We start from the raw sequence: 18,081 nt of genomic DNA, 5'->3' as shown, positions 1-18,081 counted from the left end.
CATGAACACTGATTAAGAAGACTGGATGAAAACCCGCGACCGCATACTCGAATGCGCCCTGCTGCTGTTCAATCAACAGGGCGAACCCAACGTTTCAACCCTGGAAATTGCCAACGAACTGGAGATCAGCCCGGGCAACCTCTACTACCACTTTCACGGCAAGGAGCCGTTGGTGATGGAGCTGTTCGAGCGTTTTCAGCACGAACTGGCACCGCTGCTCGATCCACCGGCCGATGCACGTCTGGACGCCGAAGATTACTGGCTGTTCCTGCACCTGATCGTCGAGCGCCTGTCGCACTATCGCTTTCTGTTCCAGGACCTGTCGAACCTTGCCAGCCGACTGCCCAAACTCGCTCGCGGCATCCGGAATCTGCTCAACTCGATCAAACGCACCCTCGCCTCGTTGCTGGCTCGCCTCAAAGCCGAAGGCCAGGTCACCAGCGACACGCAGGCGCTGGGGCAATTGGTGGAACAGATCACCATGACGCTGCTGTTCTCCCTGGATTACCAGCGCATTCTGGATCGCGAAGGTGAAACACGCGTGGTGGTTTACCAGATCATGATGCTGGTCGCGCCGCACCTTAAACCCGGCGCACGGCATGCGGCCGAGCAGCTGGCGTTGCACTATCTGGAGGATTGAAGTTAGCCGTGACGTCCTTAAACTGTGGGAGCGAGCTTGCTCGCGAAGATGGACATTCAGACGCTGCAAATACGTGACTGTGCCGGCCTCTTCGTGAGCAAGCTCACTCCCACAGATTCGCAGCGCATCCTAATCATGGCACCCGATAAAAAACCCGACCTGCTTTCACAGATCGGGCTTCGGTGTCGCCAGCCGGGAATCAGGATTGGCTGGACGGTGTCGACGCCGTGGAGGCTGGCGACGGGGTAGCGGCCGGAGCCGACGGTGCTGACGCGGTGGGTGTAGCGCTGGCAGCAGGAGCCGGAGTCGGCGCTGCGGCGGGTTTGGCAGCGGCAGGCTTTTTGGCTGCAGCCGGCTTCTTCGCGGCGGCGGGTTTTGCGGCTGGCTGGGCTGCAGGTTTCGCCGCAGCTACCGGTTTCGCCGCAGGCTTGGCAGCCGGTTTCGCAGCGGCCTTCGGTGCGGGCTTGGCGGCCGGTTTCGCAGCCACCGTTTTCGCTTTGGCGGCGGTAGACGCTGCGGCTTTCGACGCTGCTGCTACCGGTTTGGTCGCGGCCTTGGCCACTGCGGGTTTGGCCGCTGCGGTTTTCTTCGCCACGGTGCTCGCCGCTTTCGCTACCGGCTTGGCGGCTGCTTTAGCCAGCGGCTTGGCGGTGGTTTTTGCCGCCGGTTTGGCTGCAGGTTTGGCCGCTGCGGTTTTCGAGATGGGGGTGACCGATGCACCGGTCAGCTTCTCGATTTGCCTGGTCAACAGATCGACCTTGCTGTGCAGGGCTTTGACTTCGTTGCGGCTCGGAACACCCAGACGGGAAATCGCGCTGTTCAGGCGCTTGTCGAAAGCCCCTTCCAGCTCGCCCCATTTGCCCAGTGCCAGGTCTTTCACATCGCCGACACGGGATTTGGTGGAAGCCTTGGCGGTGTCTACCGTCTTGCCAACGGTCGCCTTGGTTTCCTTCTCGGCTTTTTCGCCGTCTTTCACCAGCGTTTCGAAAAGCTTACTGCCGTCATTGCTGATCTTCGAGTAAGCGCCTAAACCAGCCAGCCAGATTTGGCGGGAGTATTTTTCAACCTCGCCAATCCAGGAGCTGCCTTCTTTTTCAGTTTTCTTCTTGCCAGCCATCCTGCTCTCCTTATTGTTTACGCGCGACACGTTCGAGCAATGCCGTCAGCTCATCGAGCTTAGCAGAGAGTGTCTCAACATCATGTTTAGACGGAATGCCAATGCGATTCAAGGCGCTGGCCACACGACGGTCGAATGCGCTTTCGATTTTGTCGAGCTGCACTTCGACACGACCTTTGACCTTGGTGATTTCGCCCTTGAATTCGCCCTTGGCCGAATCGATTTCACTGTTGGCCGCCTCGACCTTTTCATCGATGACTTTCTTGGCCTTTTTCTCGGTCTGTTCGCCCGTTTTGATCAGCTCTTTGACGTAGTCGGCGCCTTCCTGCCCGGCCTTCACATAAGCGCCCAGGCCCGCGAGCCAGATCTTGCGCGCATAAAGACGAACCTCGGAAACGGCCTTCGTTTCTTCGGCTTCGATTTTCTTCTTCAAGGTAACTTTGACCATGTCGCACCTCACGCTCGAAAGGGATAGGAGGAACCGCCCGCTGGAAGTCGGGGCATGGGCACAAAGTAGAGAGAAAAATTAGAAAGCTCACCCTAGGTTGCGGTCGGGTGATGTAGGAGCGTGGCTTGTCCCGCGATCGGCGACGAAGTCGTCGTAAACCTGAGTATGCGACAATCCTGGAAAACCGGTTTGGCCGCATCTACGACTGCTACGCAGCCGATCGCGGGACAAGCCACGCTCCTACAGGGTAATGCGTTACGCCGTCAGCGCTTTGTCCAGCTGCTTCTCGATTTCGGACTGAATCGTGCTGCTCATGGCCGAGAGGAAGAAATTGAGTTCGATGTTGACCCGCACCAGCGCGTCTTCGACCTGAACGGTCCCTTTTGCGCCTTTGCCTTCCAGCGACACGGTGTCGCCATTCCAGGTGTGCTCGATGCCATATTTGTCGCCCAGCTTTTCAGCGAGCAGCTCGGCCTTCTCGCGGGCCTTGTCCTTACCCAGCGCATGCGGGCGTTCTACGGTAATTCGCGCCATTGGCGGGCTCCTTCGTCGAGGTAAATCGTCGGCGCACTATACCAGCGGTGCTCAACGAAGAAACTGTTCACGGTAAGCCTTGTCAAGACAAAGCCAGCCCCGACGATTAGAATGGCGGCACTTTATTCCGGTGACAGCGATATGAACGATCCGCGCAAAGGCAGCGATGCCGAACCCACCACCCACTTCGGTTACAAAACCGTAGCGCAAAGCCAGAAGGCCGAGAAAGTCGCCGAGGTTTTCCACTCCGTTGCAGCCAAGTACGACCTGATGAACGACGTGCTGTCCGGTGGCATGCACCGCCTGTGGAAGCGCTTCACCATCGAGCTATCGGGCGTGCGCACCGGCAACCGCGTGCTGGACATCGCAGGTGGAACGGGCGATCTGGCGAAGAAGTTTTCCCACCTGGTCGGCCCGACCGGCGAAGTCGTGCTGGCCGACATCAACGCCTCGATGCTCAAGGTCGGTCGTGACCGTCTGCTTGATCGCGGCGTAGCCGGCAACATCAAGTTCGTCCAGGCCGATGCTGAAAAGCTGCCGTTCCCGGACAACTACTTCGATTGCGTGACCATCGCCTTCGGGCTGCGCAACGTCACTAATAAGGACGACGCCATCCGCTCCATGCTGCGCGTGCTCAAACCGGGTGGCCGCCTGCTGGTGCTGGAATTCTCCAAACCGACCAACAAAGTGATGTCCAAGGTCTACGACGCCTACTCGTTCGCCTTCATGCCGCTGGCCGGCAAGCTGATCACCAATGATTCGGAAAGCTATCGCTATCTGGCCGAATCGATCCGCATGCACCCGGATCAGGAAACCCTGAAGTCGATGATGGTGGACGCCGGTTTCGACCGCGTGACTTACCACAACATGACCTCCGGCATCGTCGCGTTGCACCGTGGTATCAAGCCCTGATGTTGATCAGCGGCTTGCTCGCCGGCGTCGAGCACGGCATCAATCGCGTGCTGCAGATGGACAGCACTGCCTTGCCACGCCTTGACCGGCTCAGTGGCAAGGTGATCGCGGTCGAGTGCAGCAGCCCTGCGTTTCATCTGTACATCCTCCCCAGCGACGAAGGCCTGATGCTGGCCGCGAATTGGGAAGGCGGTGCCGACGTGACCCTGCGCGCACCTGCAGCGAGCCTGATGCGTCTGGCGTTGAGCAAGGACAAGACTGCGGTCCTGCACAGCCCGGAAGTCGAGCTGGATGGCGAGAGTGCCGTGCTGCTGGAACTGACCGGCGTGCTGCAGGATCTCGATCTGGACTGGGAATATGAGCTGCAACGCTGGCTGGGGCCTGTGGCCACGACGCTGATCGGTGGGCACTTGCGCAACAGCGCACGCTGGACCAGTGACAGCTTTGCCAGCCTGAGCCTGAACCTGGCCGAGTATCTGGCCGAAGAATCACGCACCCTGGTCGGCAAACGCGAGGCAGAAGCCCGCTTCGCCGAACTGGATCAGACCAAACAAGACCTGGAACGCCTCGAAGCCCGCTTCGAGCGTCTGGCCCAATCCCTCAAATCCAGCGATAACGCATGAGCCTGCTTGCCGTCCGCCGCCTGTTTCGCATCCAGCGTGTCGTAATTCGTTACCGCCTCGATGACCTGCTGTTTGCCCTGCCGCTGCCTTGGTGGCTGCTGGCCGTACGCTTCGTGCTGCCGTGGCGCTGGATTCCGCGACGCAAGAATGAGCTGACGCGCGGCGCACGGTTGCGCCTGGCGTTGCAGGACCTGGGGCCAATCTTCATCAAGTTCGGCCAGCTGCTTTCGACCCGGCGCGACCTGCTGCCTGAAGACATCGCCGACGAGCTGATGCTCTTGCAGGACCGTGTACCGCCGTTCGAATCCGAGAAAGCCATCGCGCTGATCGAGTCTCAGCTGGGCGCGAAGATCAGCCAGGTCTTCACCCGCTTCGACGTCGCCCCGCTGGCGTCTGCTTCGGTGGCACAGGTTCACGCTGCGCAACTGAAAACCGGCGAAGAGGTGGTGGTCAAGGTGGTGCGTCCTGGTTTGAAACCGATCATCGGATCGGATCTGGCCTGGTTGTTCATTCTCGCCAAAATCGCTGAACGGCTGTCTGCCGACGCCCGTCTGCTGCACCCGGTGGACGTGGTCGCCGACTACGAAAAGACCATCTACGACGAACTCGACCTGTTGCGCGAGGCGGCGAACTCCAGCCAGCTACGCCGTAACTTCGAAGGCTCGACCATGCTCTACGTCCCGCAGGTCTACTGGGACTGGTGCCGGCCGAAAGTGCTGGTGATGGAGCGTATCTACGGGGTTCAGGTCACCGATCTGGCGACGCTGGCCGATCAGCGCACTGACATGAAGAAACTCGCCGAACGTGGCGTGGAGCTGTTCTTCACCCAAGTGTTCCGCGACAGCTTTTTCCACGCCGACATGCACCCCGGCAACATCTTCGTCAGCACCGTTGCGCCGTGGGATCCGCAGTACATCGCCATCGACTGCGGCATCGTGGGCAGCCTGACACCGGAAGACCAGGACTACCTGGCACGCAACCTGTTCGCCTTCTTCAAGCGCGATTACCGCCGCGTCGCCCAACTGCACATCGACTCCGGCTGGGTGCCTGCGGAAACCAAACTCAACGAATTCGAAGCCGCCATCCGCACGGTGTGCGAGCCCATCTTTGAGAAGCCCCTGAAGGACATTTCCTTCGGTCAGGTGTTGATGCGCCTGTTCCAGACCGCGCGCCGCTTCAACATGGAAGTCCAGCCCCAATTGGTATTGCTGCAGAAAACCCTGCTCAACATCGAAGGGCTGGGCCGTCAGCTGTATCCGGAACTGGACCTGTGGAGCACCGCACAACCGTTCCTGGAGCGCTGGATGCGCGAGCGCGTCAGCCCCAAGACGCTGATCGGCAACCTGCAATCCCAGGTCGAGCAGATTCCGCACCTGGCCAACATGACACGCGACCTGCTGGAGCGTCTGTCACAACCGCACGCCGCTGATCCACCACCGCCTTACTCGAATCGGGGCGATCATTGGGCCTTGCGCCTGATCGGGGCCGGGCTGCTGGCCGGTGGCGTGGTTCTGGCCACCGCCCATACTCAGTCGGGTGACGAACTGATGGCCTTTAGTGCCTGGCCCGCCGTGTTGATGCTGGTCGCCGGCCTTTATCTGGTCGTGCGCCGATAGCCATCGGCGGGCGCCGCTGGCACACTAACCCTTCGATAGAGCGGCCGGAGCCGAGGATGAAAGACTGGCTGGACGAGATTAAGTGGGACAGCGACGGTCTGGTGCCTGCGATTGCGCAGGACCATAAAACCGGGCGCGTCCTGATGATGGCCTGGATGAACCGTGAAGCACTGAGCCTGACCGCCGCTGAGAACCGCGCCATCTACTGGTCGCGTTCGCGTGGCAAGTTGTGGCGCAAAGGTGAAGAATCGGGCCATGTGCAGAAACTGCACGAACTGCGTCTGGATTGTGACGCCGACGTCATCATTCTGATGGTCGAGCAAATCGGCGGCATCGCCTGCCATACCGGCCGCGAGAGCTGCTTCTACCGCGTATACGACGACGCCGGCTGGAAGACCGTGGACCCGGTGCTCAAAGACCCAGAAGCCATTTATCAAGCAGGACACTGAACATGACTGATACCTTGTCTCGCCTTGCGCAAGTGCTCGAAGAACGCAAGGGCGCGGCTGCCGACTCTTCCTATGTCGCCAGTCTCTACCACAAGGGACTGAACAAGATTCTGGAGAAGGTCGGCGAAGAGTCGGTCGAAACCATCATCGCCGCCAAAGACGCCGCCATCAGCGGTGACTGCAGCGATGTCATCTACGAAACCGCTGACTTGTGGTTCCATAGCCTGGTCATGCTTGCAGCACTGGGCCAGCATCCACAAGCCGTACTGGATGAACTGGATCGCCGTTTCGGGCTGTCCGGCCACGCCGAAAAAGCGGCTCGTTCGGCGGAATAAACAGTGGGCCTGCGGGCTCTGAATTTCTTGTGAGGAACGTGACATGGGCATTTTTGACTGGAAACACTGGATCGTCATTCTTGTGGTCGTCGTGCTGGTCTTCGGCACCAAGAAACTCAAGAATCTGGGTACTGACGTCGGCGAATCGATCAAAGGCTTTCGCAAAGCCATGAACGACGACGAGAAGCCTTCCGAGCAGCCTCCGGTTCAGCCGCAACCGACTGCGCAGCCCGTTCCGCCGACCCAGCCGTTGCATCAGCCACACACCATCGATGCGCAGGCACAGAAAGTCGAAGAGCCCATCCGCAAAGACTAGGTCGTGACGCATGTTTGGTATCAGCTTCTCTGAACTGCTGCTGGTCGGTCTCGTTGCCCTGCTGGTGCTGGGTCCCGAGCGCCTGCCGGGCGCAGCGCGTACCGCCGGGCTTTGGGTCGGGCGTCTGAAACGCAGCTTCAATGCGATCAAACAGGAAGTTGAGCGCGAAATCGGCGCCGATGAAATTCGCCGTCAGTTGCACAACGAGCACATTCTGTCGCTGGAAGAAGAAGCGCGCAAAATCATGCAGCCGCAGCAGCCACCGGCTCCGCCTGTCGTGCAGCCGAGTGCGCAGACCGAAACGCCGCCTGCCAGTGAACCGGTCATGAGCGCAGCGCCCTCCCCCGGCCCTGCTGCCGATATAGGCCCTGCCGCACCGGCTGAAAGTGCGTCGGTCAGCCCGCCGCCCGCTCAGACTCACGCCGAGCCGGCACAGCCAGCATCGACACCTGCGCCAGCACCGGTGACCACGCCGGCCACTGCGGTGCAAAGCGCACCTTCCGCTAACGATTCGTCACAGCCACCACGAGCCCCATGAGCGAAATTCCGGAAAACGACCAGCAAATGCCGTTGGTCTCGCACCTCACTGAACTGCGCTCGCGCCTGCTGCGTTGTGTGCTGGCGATCTTCGTGATCTTCGGCGCGCTGTTCTACTTCACGCAGAAGATCTACACCTTCGTTTCGGCGCCATTGCGCAAGTTCTTGCCGGAAGGCGCGACGATGATCGCCACCGACGTGGCCTCGCCGTTCATCACGCCTTTCAAGCTGACCATGATGGTCGCGCTGTTTCTGGCCATGCCGGTCATCCTGTATCAGATCTGGGGATTTATTGCGCCGGGCCTGTACAAGCACGAAAAACGCGTGGCCGTGCCGCTGTTGGTTTCCAGCATCATTCTGTTTTATGCCGGGATGGCGTTCGCGTACTTCCTGGTCTTCCCGCTGATTTTCCACTTCTTCGCCAGCGTGACCCCGGAAGGCGTGTCGATGATGACGGACATCGCCAGTTATCTGGATTTCGTCATGACGCTGTTCCTGGCCTTTGGCGTGGCCTTCGAGATACCCGTGGCCGTCGTGTTGCTGGTGTGGATCGGCATCGTCGACGTCAAATACCTGAAGAAGATTCGTCCGTATGTGGTCATCGGCTGTTTCGTGGTCGGCATGATCCTCACCCCGCCGGACATTTTCTCGCAGACACTGCTCGCCGTGCCGATGTGGCTGCTGTTTGAGATCGGCGTGCTGTGCAGTTCGATGGTCACCAAACGAGGTGACCACGAAGACGACGAAAAGGCCGAAGACAAACAAGACCAGCCGCCAGCGACCCAGCCGTGAACCTGCTGCTTCTTGAAGACGCCGACTTCATTGCGGCGGATCGCGTGGTCCTGCGTGACCGGCGCCTCAAGCACATGCAGGAGGTGCATCGCTCGGAAGTCGGTGACAGCCTGCGCGTCGGTCGCGTGGGTGGCCTGCTGGGCAGCGCTGAATTGCTGCGCCTGGAACCTCGCGAGGCTGAACTGTCGGTGGCCTTCGACCGCGAACCTCCCGCCAAGCTGCCGCTGACGCTGGTCCTCGCGCTGCCACGACCGAAGATGCTGCGCCGGGTGTTCCAGACCATCGCCACGATGGGCGTACCCAAGGTCATTCTGGTCAACAGCTACCGCGTCGAAAAAAGCTTCTGGCAAACCCCGTTTCTGGAGCCAGCGGCCATTCGCGAGCAGTTGATTCTGGGCCTGGAACAAGCCCGCGACAGCGTGCTGCCTGAGATCGTCATCGAGAAACGCTTCAAGCCTTTCGTGGAAGACCGTCTGCCTGCGATCACCGACGGCACACTGGGACTGATCGGGCACCCTGGGGACTTCCCTGCGTGCCCCCGTTCCGTCGAGCAGCCGGTGACGCTGGCGATCGGCCCTGAAGGTGGCTGGATTCCCTATGAAGTCGAGCTGCTGCGCGCATCGGGTTTGAACCCTGTCCAGCTCGGTGAGCGCATCCTGCGCGTCGAAACCGCCGTCACCGCCCTCCTCTCCCGGTTGTTTTAAGCCTCCGATCATTCCCCGCAGGGAGGGTATTTCACCTGCCTGCATCACAGCGCTCGAGGCCGCGGCAATCCCTACAGCAGTTGGCCGAATCACCCGCCATACGGTGCTTCAGTTTGGGGCATGATGGCCGATCTACAGACGTCCATAAAAACAATGTGCAAGGAATCACACCATGTATCGCTGGTCTGCCCAACGCCTTGGAAACGTGAGCGTCAGTCGCAAACTGAGTATCGGTTTCGGGCTGGTGCTGTTGTTGACCCTGATCATCACCGCCACAGGCTGGTCGAGCGTTTCGTCGCTGATCGAGCGCGGTGACAAGCTGGCGGCCATCTCGCAGATCAGCGAACAGACCATGGAACTGCGCACCGCCCGCATGCGCTACGAAACGCAATCCAATGCCGACGCGGCGACGGGTGTCATGACCGCGCTGGACACGCTCGACATCGACCTCAAGAACGCCCGCAGCAAAATCGCCGGCGCTGATGACCTCAAGCTGCTGGACGCGCAGATTCAGGCCGCTGCCGATTACCGTCGCGCGTTTGACGACATGACCAAGGCCATTCAGGTCCGCGAAACCAGCCGTGTGAACCTGGGCGCCACGGCCGATGCGGCCGTGGACGAGGTCAACAAGATCGAAGAAGCCCTGATCCAGCACGACAACATTCTGCAATTCAACAGCGCAGTGGGCGTCAGCAAGTTGATCCAGCAGGCGCGGTTTCAGGTGCGCGGTTACACCTTCAGCGGCAACCCCGATTTCGAGAAGAACGCCAACGCGGCCATCGACGAAGCCATCATCGGTGTGAACTCGCTGGCCGGCGACGTCTCGTCTCAGTACATCCCACAGCTGCAAAAGGCCAATCTCGCGCTCAAGGGCTATCGCGCTGCCGTGGGTCAATACCGCGACGCTCAACAGGTCAGCCGACAAGCGCTGGAAAAGATGACCAACCTGGGCCAGCAACTGCTAGATGTCAGCGACAAACTGACCGCTTCGCAAAACGCCAAGCGTGATGCTGACAGCAGCCAGGCACAGTCCATGCTCGGCCTTGCCACGGTGCTCGCCCTGTTCTTCGGCATCCTCGCGGCCTGGGCGATCACGCGCCAGATCACCCTCCCGTTAAAGCAGACCCTGCTTGCCGTGGATCGCGTGGCATCCGGCGATTTGACCCATAACCTGAATATCGAACGTCGCGACGAGCTGGGCCAGTTGCAAGGCGGTATCCAGCGCATGACCTTGAGCCTGCGGGCACTGATCGGCGGCATCAGCGACAGCGTGACCCAGATCGCCAGCGCCGCCGAAGAACTCTCCGCGGTCACCGAGCAGACCAGCGCGGGCGTCAACAGCCAGAAGGTCGAAACCGATCAGGTGGCCACCGCCATGCACCAGATGACAGCGACGGTGCAGGAAGTGGCGCGCAACGCCGAGGAAGCCTCAGAGGCCGCTCTCGCCGCCGATCAGCAAGCCCGCGAGGGTGACAAGGTCGTCAACGAAGCCATTGCACAGATCGAGCGTCTGGCCAGCGAAGTGGGACATTCCACGACAGCCATGGGCGAACTCAAGCGCGAGAGCGACAAAATCGGCAGTGTGCTGGACGTCATCAAGTCGGTCGCTCAACAGACCAACCTGCTGGCCTTGAACGCAGCGATCGAAGCCGCACGCGCAGGCGAGGCCGGCCGTGGTTTTGCCGTGGTCGCGGACGAGGTGCGCAGCCTGGCGCAACGCACGCAGAAATCCACCGAGGAGATCGAAGACCTCATCGCAGGCTTGCAGAGCGGCACCCAGCGGGTGGCGACGATCATGGACAACAGTCGCGAGTTGACGGTCAGCAGTGTCGAGCTGACGCGTCGGGCGGGTGGATCGCTGGAAAGCATCACCCGGACGGTCTCCGCGATTCAGGCCATGAACCAGCAGATCGCGGCCGCCGCCGAGCAGCAAAGCGCAACGGCCGAAGAGATCAACCGCAGCGTACTCAACGTGCGCGATGTCTCGGAGCAGACCTCGGCGGCCAGCGAAGAGACAGCGGCGTCGAGCGTGGAACTGGCGCGGCTCGGCACGCATCTGCAAGGGCTGGTCGGCCGGTTCAGGGTTTGATGGATCTCAAGGCAACTGAAAACACTGTGGGAGCGAATTCATTCGCGAGAGGTTGGTCCAGCCGACATACCTTCCTCGTCAGGAATGCCGCATCGCGAATGAATTCGCTCCCACAGGCCAGAGTAGTGTTCTGCCAGAGGACAGGGTTCTACTGACCAAACTGTGACCTGCATCACCCAATGCCTGCGCTCAGAAATCTCCTACACCCTCTTCAGGTCACGCCTCACGCTCCCCTGCCGATGCGCGTTTATCGCTCATTCGCAGGAGACGCATCATGTTGCAAGGCATCAACAGGGCACTGGCCAACACCAGCGTCAAACTCAAGCTGTCGCTGGGCTTTGGCCTGGTGCTGGTATTGACGCTGGCCATCACGCTGACGGGGTGGCACGGGCTGGACACGATGATCGAGCGTTCAGAGTCGCTGACCGAGATCGCCAGGCTCAACGAGCTGACCAAGGACCTGCGCGCCGAGCGCATTGTCTTTCGGGTGGATAACACAGCCGAGGACGCGAAGCGCGTGACCGCGCGCCTCGATCAGATCGAGGCGCAGTTGACGACACTTCGCGACGACAGCCCGCCCGCAGACATCCTAAAACTGATCGACAGCCAGAGCGACACCGCACGCTCGCTTGAGAAAACGTTCACCCAACTGGGTCAGTCACTCCTCAACAAAGAAGCCGCCAAGGTCCAGCTAACGGCGCTGTCCGACGCCGCGATCAAGGTCATGGATGAGGTTGAACGCGAGGTCTTGAAAGCCGTCAGTGAAGAACCGGACAGCAGCGAGCAACTGGGTGAACTCACCAACCTTCTGCAACTGCGCCGACAGATCCAGAGCGCACGTTATGAGGTTCAGGCGTACGTCTTTAGCGGACTTGCGTCATATGAAGCATCCTCGTTGGCGGCCATTGATGAGGCATTCAAGGACCTCGAAAAGGTAACCGCTGACCAGTCTGACGGGGACATCAGCGGGTTGCTCACCGCTAAACAGGCGTTACAGCGATACCGCGAACAGCTGATCCGGTTCAAGGAGGTACAGACTCAGGTGGAGGCGGCACATGAATCGATGGAGGCGATGGGCGACACCTTGCTGTCCTCCACCCATGAAATCAGCACATTGCAAAGCCAGCGACGGGACGACGAGGCCACGCAATCGCGTAAAGCACTGATCAGCGTGGCTGCGCTGGCCATGATGCTGGGATTGATGGCAGCCTGGATGATCACCCAACAGATCATCGCGCCGCTACGCGACACGCTGAGCGCCGCCAAACGCATCGCCCAAGGCGATCTCAGCGTCGACCTCGATGTTCAGCGCCGCGATGAAATGGGCGATCTGCAGCACAGCATCCAGGACATGACGCAGAGCCTGCGCACATTGATCAGCGGCATCAGCGACGGGGTCGCACAGATCGCCAGCGCGGCGACCCAGTTGTCTGCCGTGACCGAACAGACCAGCGCGGGCGTGAACAATCAAAAGGACGAAACCGATCAGGTCGCCACGGCGATGAACCAGATGACTTCAACCGTGCTGGAGGTCGCGCGCAACGCCGAAGAAGCCAGCGAAGCCGCCCAACAGGCGGACCAACAGGCCCGAGAAGGCGACAAAGTAGTGAGTGATGCGATTACTCAGATCGAGCGCCTCGCCACGGAAGTCAACAATTCAACCTTGGCAATGGGGCAACTGAAGCTCGAAAGCGACAAAATCGGCGGCGTTCTCGACGTGATCAAATCCGTCTCCCAGCAGACCAATCTGCTGGCGCTGAACGCCGCCATCGAAGCGGCCCGGGCAGGCGAAGCCGGACGCGGCTTTGCGGTGGTCGCCGACGAGGTGCGCAGCCTGGCTCAGCGGACCCAAGAGTCCACGGAAGAAATCGAAGTCCTGATCGCCGCCTTGCAGAATGGAACACAGCAGGTCGTCGGTACGCTCGACGCCAGCCGTAGCCTGTCCGACAGCAGCGTGGAGCTGAGCCGCCGTGCTGGCACCGCGCTCGAGCACATCACGCGCACAGTTTCGACGATTCAGAACATGAATCAGCAGATCGCTACGGCCGGCGAGGAGCAGACCGTGGTCGCCGATCAAATTAACCGCAGCGTGATCAACGTCAGGGATGTTTCAGAACAGACCGCCGCCGCCAGCGAAGAAACCGCCGCCTCCAGCGTCGAACTCGCGCGGCTGGGCGCGCAGTTGCAGGCGATGGTGGGCAAGTTTCGGGTGAGGTAACAAGCCGAGCGCTACAGAGGCAAACGCACACAAAAACGCCACCGAGGATTTCTCCAGGGCGGCGTTATCTGCTGCGTGCGGCTTAGGCGTTTACAAGCGGCTGCTCATTGACGTGAGTCGCAGGTTGCAACGGCAGCAGCGGCGCATGAGGGTCGGCTTTCACCGAAGCTCTCCACGCCTCCAGCCACGCTTCATTGCCTTCGGCCCAGACCAGCTCATGCAGACGAGCCAGCGCAACAGGGTCGCTCAGCAGTTGCAGGCGTTCGTTGTTGTTCAAGTGCTCGGGACCGCCTTTGATCGCGTGGCGCACGCGTTCGACGCGCATCCACTCGATCGGCTCGGCGTGACGGTGGCGAGAGGTCGCCAGCGCACATGCCAGGGCGTTCTGCTGTGGATCGACGACGGCGCGAACAAAGCCGTCGTTGAGCGCATGCCAGCGGTTCTCATGGGTGTACTGATCGGTGGAGACCAGTTCCTGAGGCGGCGTGTGCTCTTCCGGGATCAGGAACAGACTTTCGTCGCGCGCCTTCAGGCCCAGATTGGTCCGGCTCGAAATCACGGAAACCGGAATCGACAGGATCAACGAACCTACGATAGGCACCAGCCACCACAGGAAGCTCGGGTTCAACCAAGCGACCAGCAACGCCCAGCCAAAGCCCAGCAAGGTCTGCGGACCGTGACGCTTGACCGCTTCGCTCCACGGCGTCGAGTCGTCGTCACGCTGCGGCGAGTTCCAGGTCGCTGCCCAGCCCAGGAATGCGGCCAGTACGAAACGTGTATGGAAGATCATGCGCACAGGCGCCAGCAGCATGGAGAACAGCATCTCCAGCAGCATCGACAGCGTCACCTTGATGCGACCACCGTAACCGACTGCGCCCTTGGCCCAGATCAACACGATACTCAGCAGCTTCGGCAGGAACAGCAACACGATGGTGGTCGAGAACAGCGCGACGGCTTTTTCCGGGTGCCATTGTGGCCACAGCGGATAGAGCTGACGTGGCTCCATGAAGTAGGTCGGCTCCATGAGGGTGTTCACCGCCAGCAACGCGGTGGACAACACCAGGAAGAAGAACCACAACGGCGCCGACAGGTAAGACATCACGCCCGTCAGGAACACCGCACGGTGAACCGGGTGCATGCCTTTTACCAGGAACAGGCGGAAGTTCATCAGGTTACCGTGGCACCAGCGACGGTCACGCTTGAGTTCGTCCAGCAGGTTCGGCGGAAGCTCTTCGTAGCTGCCCGGCAAGTCGTAGGCAATCCACACGCCCCAGCCAGCACGGCGCATCAATGCGGCTTCAACGAAGTCGTGAGACAGGATCGCACCCGCGAACGCACCTTTACCCGGCAGCGGCGCCAAGGCGCAGTGCTCGATAAACGGTTTCATGCGGATGATCGCGTTGTGACCCCAGTAGTGGGATTCACCCAGCTGCCAGAAGTGCAGACCGGCCGTAAACAGCGGGCCATACACGCGGGTCGCGAACTGCTGCATGCGAGCATAGAGCGTGTCCATGCCCGAGGCGCGTGGCGCGGTCTGAATGATACCGGCGTCCGGCGTGGCTTCCATCAAGCGCACCAGACTGGTCAGGCACTCACCGCTCATGACGGAGTCGGCGTCGAGGACGACCATGTAACGATAGTCACCGCCCCAACGACGGCAGAAGTCGTCGAGGTTGCCGCTTTTGCGTTTTACGCGACGGCGACGACGACGATAGAAGATCTTGCCGAACCCGCCGGTTTCGCGGCAGACGTCCAGCCAGGCCTGCTGCTCGGCAACGGCGATGTCGGTTTCGTTGGTGTCGCTGAGCACGAAGAAGTCGAAGCGATCCAGATCGCCCGTGGCGGCAACCGACTCGAACGTTGCACGCAGGCCGGCGAACACGCGCGGTACGTCTTCGTTACAGATCGGCATCACCAGGGCAGTACGCGCACCGACTTCAATCGGCTCGTTGCCAGCGCTTGCGCCGGAGATACGGTATTTGTCGCGACCGGTGAGCAACTCGAGGAAGCCCATCAGTGCAGTCCAGAAACCGGCCGACACCCAGCAGAACAGGATCCCGAACAGCAGCAGAATGCTGGTCTGCAGTGCGTACGGCATCACTTGAACGGCGGTCTGCCAGAGGGTCTGGTGACTGATTTCATCAAACGAAACCAGTGACCAGCCTTGATACGGCAGGATGCCTTTCATGTAGAAGCCAGCCACGATGGTCTGGCCCAGCATGAGGATCAGCAGGATATAACGACGAATCGACCCGACGGTGCGCCAGCGAGACTTGGGCAAGTCGCGCGGCAGGTCGTCCTTGCTCGGCTTGGGCGGGTTTTTCTTGCCGGTCATCCGGCGCCAGGCACGGTGCAGAACGTTAGTACGCCAAGGCTCGGGGACCACCTTGGTACGGCGAATCGGTGGCGTAGCCTTCAGGCGAACCCGACCGCTGGCGTCCACACTCAGCATTTCTGCTTCCTGCAGTTCGTCGGCGGTCGTCAGCGTCAACCGACGACCCACCGAGGCCTGAGCGGCCTCGGCAGAATCAGTGACGGTCTGCGCCGAAAGGCGTTCATGCAGCTCAGCGAACGAAGTGCAGCTGGCCAGTTCGGCCCGCTGCTCGTCGCTCATCGGCAGGTGTGCCAGGTACTCGTTCAGAGACTCTGGCACGGCTTGTGAATTACTCATCGGCTGGCAACTGGTAGCTCCAGGTCTCGGTCAGAACTTGTTGATTCATGGCCGGGCCCTGCTGGGTGGATGCAGCCTCTACCGCTGGCTGCGAATTGTCTTTACTGCCTTTGTTCGCTTTGGCGGCGTCGCCCAGAGCGGCTTCAGGACGCGAAGCCTCGTCGGACTTGGCTTCTGCAACCTTGGCGGCGTCAGCGGATTTAGCGGCTTCGGCCTTGTCACCTTTGACGGCGTCTTTAGCCGTGGCGTCTTTGCCATCGGCTTTCGCGTCGGCTTTAGCCACTTTGGCGTCTTTCGCATCACCGGCTTTCACAGCGTCGGTCTTGACGATTTCGGCTTTGTCATCCTTTGGCGCCGCCGCTGCGGCAACTGCCTTGGCGTCTGCTTTCTTCTCAGGCTTCTTGTCTGATTTGTCCGCGGTGATGATCGCAGGCTCCTTGCCAGGCTCAACCGGGGTCTCACGCAGCAGGTAAGCGCGCATCTCGACGGACTTGTTGGTGTCTTTGACCTTCAGGCGCAGCGTCAGGCGCCAGCCTTTGGTTACCGGGTTGTAGCGCAGGTTGTTCTCGACCAGATCGGTGTTGTCGTCGGTGGTGACCTGGCTACGGATCGCCGGGTCTTCACCCAGTTTGGCCAGGGTCGGGCCGACGAAATCGACCAGGTAGGCGACGCTGCCGTCTGGCTGGCGGATCAGGTTGGACTGCTTCACGTCACCGGTCGAACGCAGGGTCTGCTTGACCCAGCCCAGATCAGGCGAGTGAATGGAGTCTTCGTCCATGGTCCAGTGCATGCGATAGTTGAAGTCGATCGGCTGACCTGGCTCAGGCTGGGTTTCCGGCTTCCAGAAGGCAACGATGTTGTCGTTGGTTTCATCGGCTGTCGGGATTTCTACCAGGTCGACGGTGCCTTTGCCCCAGTCGCCCTTAGGCTCGATCCAGGCGCTTGGGCGCTTGTCGTAACGGTCGTCCAGGTCTTCGTAGTGGCTGAAGTTGCGGCCACGTTGCAGCAGACCGAAGCCGCGCGGGTTCTCAACCGAGAAGCTGCTGACGGCCAAGTGTTTCGGGTTGTTCAGAGGACGCCAGATCCACTCGCCATTGGCCGCCTGAATCGACAGACCGCTGGAATCGTGCAGCTCGCGACGGTAGTTAAGGACCTTCGAAGGCTGGTTGGCGCCAAACAGGAACATGCTGGTCAGCGGTGCAACGCCTAGTTTGCCGACCTTTTCACGCAGGTACATGCGCGATTGGACGTCGACCAGGGTGTTGGTGCCCGGACGCAGGGTCAATTTGTAAGCACCGGTGGCACGCGGGGAGTCCAACAGCGCGAAAATCACCAGGTGGTTGTCATCCGGGTTCGGCTTCTCGATCCAGAACTCGGTGAAACGCGGGAATTCTTCGCCGGACGGCATCGCGGTGTCGATGGCCATGCCGCGTGCCGACAGGCCGTAAACCTGACCTTTGCCGATGACGCGGAAATAGCTCGCGCCCAGCATGGTCATGATTTCGTCTTGTTTGTCGTCTTTGTTGATCGGGTACATGACGCGGAAACCGGCATAGCCTAGGTTCTCGGTCGACTTGGGATCGAACTTCACGTCGCCAAAATCAAAACGGGTCGGGTCGTACTTGATCTCGTTGACGGAGGTGGCCGTCACTTCGTTGATCTTGACCGGGGTGTCGAAGTGCATGCCCTGGTGGTAGAACGAGATCTTGAAAGGGGTTTTGTCATTGGCCCATTCAGCCTTGTCCTGCAGGAAGCGAATCTTCTGGTAATCCGCAAACTTCATGTCGCGGAATTCCGCTGGAAGGTTGCTTTTGGGTGCTGCGAACTTCTGTCCGGCCAGTTCTTTAGCCTTTGTCGCCACGTCGTCGAGATCGAACGCCCACAGCTGACCGGCGCCGAACAGACAAAACAAAGCCGACCCGGCTAACAAGGCGCTGCGCAGGCGCTTGCCAGGGGTCTTTGGTGCATTACATGGACTAACAATCACGAGCAACCCTCGCCGAAAACAGATGAAGAAACCAACGGCCAGCTATCAAATGCCGGGTTGGCGAGCATTGTTCCGACTCCGAAAGGGGCCAAT

At 60.4% G+C, this 18,081-nt stretch carries 17 protein-coding genes and 2 pseudogenes; 14 read left to right on the top strand and 5 right to left on the bottom strand.

Annotated features, from left to right (window positions below; all coding sequences use genetic code 11):
* The first annotated feature begins 25 nt into the window (after positions 1 to 25).
* Entirely contained in the window at positions 26 to 640 is a 615-nt protein-coding gene (locus BLS87_RS07155) for a TetR/AcrR family transcriptional regulator (protein WP_074751531.1), read from the top strand.
* 199 nt (positions 641 to 839) lie between these two features.
* Here BLS87_RS07155 and BLS87_RS07150 read toward each other — a convergent pair whose 3' ends face one another.
* The 3 genes from BLS87_RS07150 to BLS87_RS07140 all read right to left on the bottom strand — a co-directional run bounded on the left by BLS87_RS07150 (position 840) and on the right by BLS87_RS07140 (position 2,739).
* A complete protein-coding gene (locus BLS87_RS07150; RefSeq protein WP_074751529.1) occupies positions 840 to 1,757 on the bottom strand; it encodes a phasin family protein in 918 nt (305 codons plus the stop codon).
* 10 nt (positions 1,758 to 1,767) lie between these two features.
* Positions 1,768 to 2,205 (bottom strand): phasin family protein, encoded by a 438-nt coding sequence (locus tag BLS87_RS07145; protein WP_074751527.1) that lies wholly within the window; start codon positions 2,203 to 2,205, stop codon positions 1,768 to 1,770.
* A gap of 255 nt (positions 2,206 to 2,460) precedes the next feature.
* Positions 2,461 to 2,739, bottom strand: coding sequence for a polyhydroxyalkanoic acid system family protein (locus tag BLS87_RS07140; protein ID WP_074751525.1), 279 nt, complete (start codon positions 2,737 to 2,739; stop codon positions 2,461 to 2,463).
* Positions 2,740 to 2,880: 141 nt separating this feature from the next.
* Between BLS87_RS07140 and ubiE the strand changes: the two genes are divergently transcribed.
* From ubiE to BLS87_RS35150, 13 genes and pseudogenes are all read left to right on the top strand, one after another.
* A complete protein-coding gene (gene ubiE / locus BLS87_RS07135) occupies positions 2,881 to 3,651 on the top strand; it encodes a bifunctional demethylmenaquinone methyltransferase/2-methoxy-6-polyprenyl-1,4-benzoquinol methylase UbiE (protein WP_074752160.1) in 771 nt (256 codons plus the stop codon).
* Positions 3,651 to 4,274: a ubiquinone biosynthesis accessory factor UbiJ gene (locus BLS87_RS07130; RefSeq protein WP_074751523.1), complete on the top strand. Its 624-nt coding sequence runs from the start codon at positions 3,651 to 3,653 to the stop codon at positions 4,272 to 4,274. The genes ubiE and BLS87_RS07130 overlap by 1 nt, the downstream gene beginning before the upstream one ends.
* Positions 4,271 to 5,890, top strand: a complete 1,620-nt coding sequence (ubiB, locus tag BLS87_RS07125; protein WP_074751521.1) for a ubiquinone biosynthesis regulatory protein kinase UbiB — start codon at positions 4,271 to 4,273, stop codon at positions 5,888 to 5,890. Before BLS87_RS07130 ends, ubiB begins: the two co-directional genes overlap by 4 nt.
* Positions 5,891 to 5,946: 56 nt before the next feature.
* Positions 5,947 to 6,339 carry a phosphoribosyl-AMP cyclohydrolase gene (gene hisI / locus BLS87_RS07120; RefSeq protein WP_074751519.1) on the top strand — a complete coding sequence of 131 codons (393 nt, stop codon included), beginning with the start codon at positions 5,947 to 5,949 and terminating at the stop codon, positions 6,337 to 6,339.
* Between the two features lie 2 nt (positions 6,340 to 6,341).
* The gene (locus BLS87_RS07115; protein WP_062379266.1) at positions 6,342 to 6,674 is read left to right on the top strand and encodes a phosphoribosyl-ATP diphosphatase; all 333 of its coding nucleotides are present in this window, start codon (positions 6,342 to 6,344) and stop codon (positions 6,672 to 6,674) included.
* A gap of 43 nt (positions 6,675 to 6,717) precedes the next feature.
* On the top strand, positions 6,718 to 6,990 hold the full coding sequence (locus tag BLS87_RS07110; RefSeq protein WP_074751517.1) for a twin-arginine translocase TatA/TatE family subunit: 273 nt from the start codon (positions 6,718 to 6,720) through the stop codon (positions 6,988 to 6,990).
* Between the two features lie 10 nt (positions 6,991 to 7,000).
* Complete coding sequence (tatB, locus tag BLS87_RS07105; RefSeq protein ID WP_074751515.1) at positions 7,001 to 7,528, top strand: Sec-independent protein translocase protein TatB; 528 nt, start codon at positions 7,001 to 7,003, stop codon at positions 7,526 to 7,528.
* Positions 7,525 to 8,319, top strand: a complete 795-nt coding sequence (tatC, locus tag BLS87_RS07100; protein ID WP_074751513.1) for a twin-arginine translocase subunit TatC — start codon at positions 7,525 to 7,527, stop codon at positions 8,317 to 8,319. The genes tatB and tatC overlap by 4 nt, the downstream gene beginning before the upstream one ends.
* Positions 8,316 to 9,023: a 16S rRNA (uracil(1498)-N(3))-methyltransferase gene (locus tag BLS87_RS07095; RefSeq protein WP_074751511.1), complete on the top strand. Its 708-nt coding sequence runs from the start codon at positions 8,316 to 8,318 to the stop codon at positions 9,021 to 9,023. The genes tatC and BLS87_RS07095 overlap by 4 nt, the downstream gene beginning before the upstream one ends.
* A gap of 172 nt (positions 9,024 to 9,195) precedes the next feature.
* A pseudogene (locus BLS87_RS35165) lies at positions 9,196 to 10,209 on the top strand (methyl-accepting chemotaxis protein); the annotation flags it as partial.
* Positions 10,210 to 10,248: 39 nt separating this feature from the next.
* Positions 10,249 to 11,112 (top strand): methyl-accepting chemotaxis protein, encoded by an 864-nt coding sequence (locus tag BLS87_RS35160; RefSeq protein WP_425262208.1) that lies wholly within the window; start codon positions 10,249 to 10,251, stop codon positions 11,110 to 11,112.
* 274 nt (positions 11,113 to 11,386) lie between these two features.
* Positions 11,387 to 12,469 (top strand): annotated as a pseudogene (locus BLS87_RS35155) (methyl-accepting chemotaxis protein); the annotation flags it as partial.
* The gene (locus BLS87_RS35150) at positions 12,464 to 13,330 is read left to right on the top strand and encodes a methyl-accepting chemotaxis protein (protein WP_425262207.1); all 867 of its coding nucleotides are present in this window, start codon (positions 12,464 to 12,466) and stop codon (positions 13,328 to 13,330) included. The pseudogene BLS87_RS35155 and the gene BLS87_RS35150, both read left to right, overlap by 6 nt.
* Positions 13,331 to 13,412: 82 nt before the next feature.
* Here BLS87_RS35150 and mdoH read toward each other — a convergent pair whose 3' ends face one another.
* Together mdoH and BLS87_RS07075 are read right to left on the bottom strand one after the other, a co-directional pair.
* The gene (gene mdoH / locus BLS87_RS07080; RefSeq protein ID WP_074751505.1) at positions 13,413 to 16,001 is read right to left on the bottom strand and encodes a glucans biosynthesis glucosyltransferase MdoH; all 2,589 of its coding nucleotides are present in this window, start codon (positions 15,999 to 16,001) and stop codon (positions 13,413 to 13,415) included.
* Positions 15,994 to 17,994, bottom strand: a complete 2,001-nt coding sequence (locus tag BLS87_RS07075; protein WP_074751503.1) for a glucan biosynthesis protein G — start codon at positions 17,992 to 17,994, stop codon at positions 15,994 to 15,996. The genes mdoH and BLS87_RS07075 overlap by 8 nt, the downstream gene beginning before the upstream one ends.
* Positions 17,995 to 18,081: the final 87 nt, after the last annotated feature.

The sequence above is a fragment of the Pseudomonas abietaniphila genome (genome assembly GCF_900100795.1).
Taxonomy (GTDB): Bacteria; Pseudomonadota; Gammaproteobacteria; order Pseudomonadales; family Pseudomonadaceae; genus Aquipseudomonas; species Aquipseudomonas abietaniphila.
This window is presented reverse-complemented; position numbering and strand designations above follow the sequence as displayed.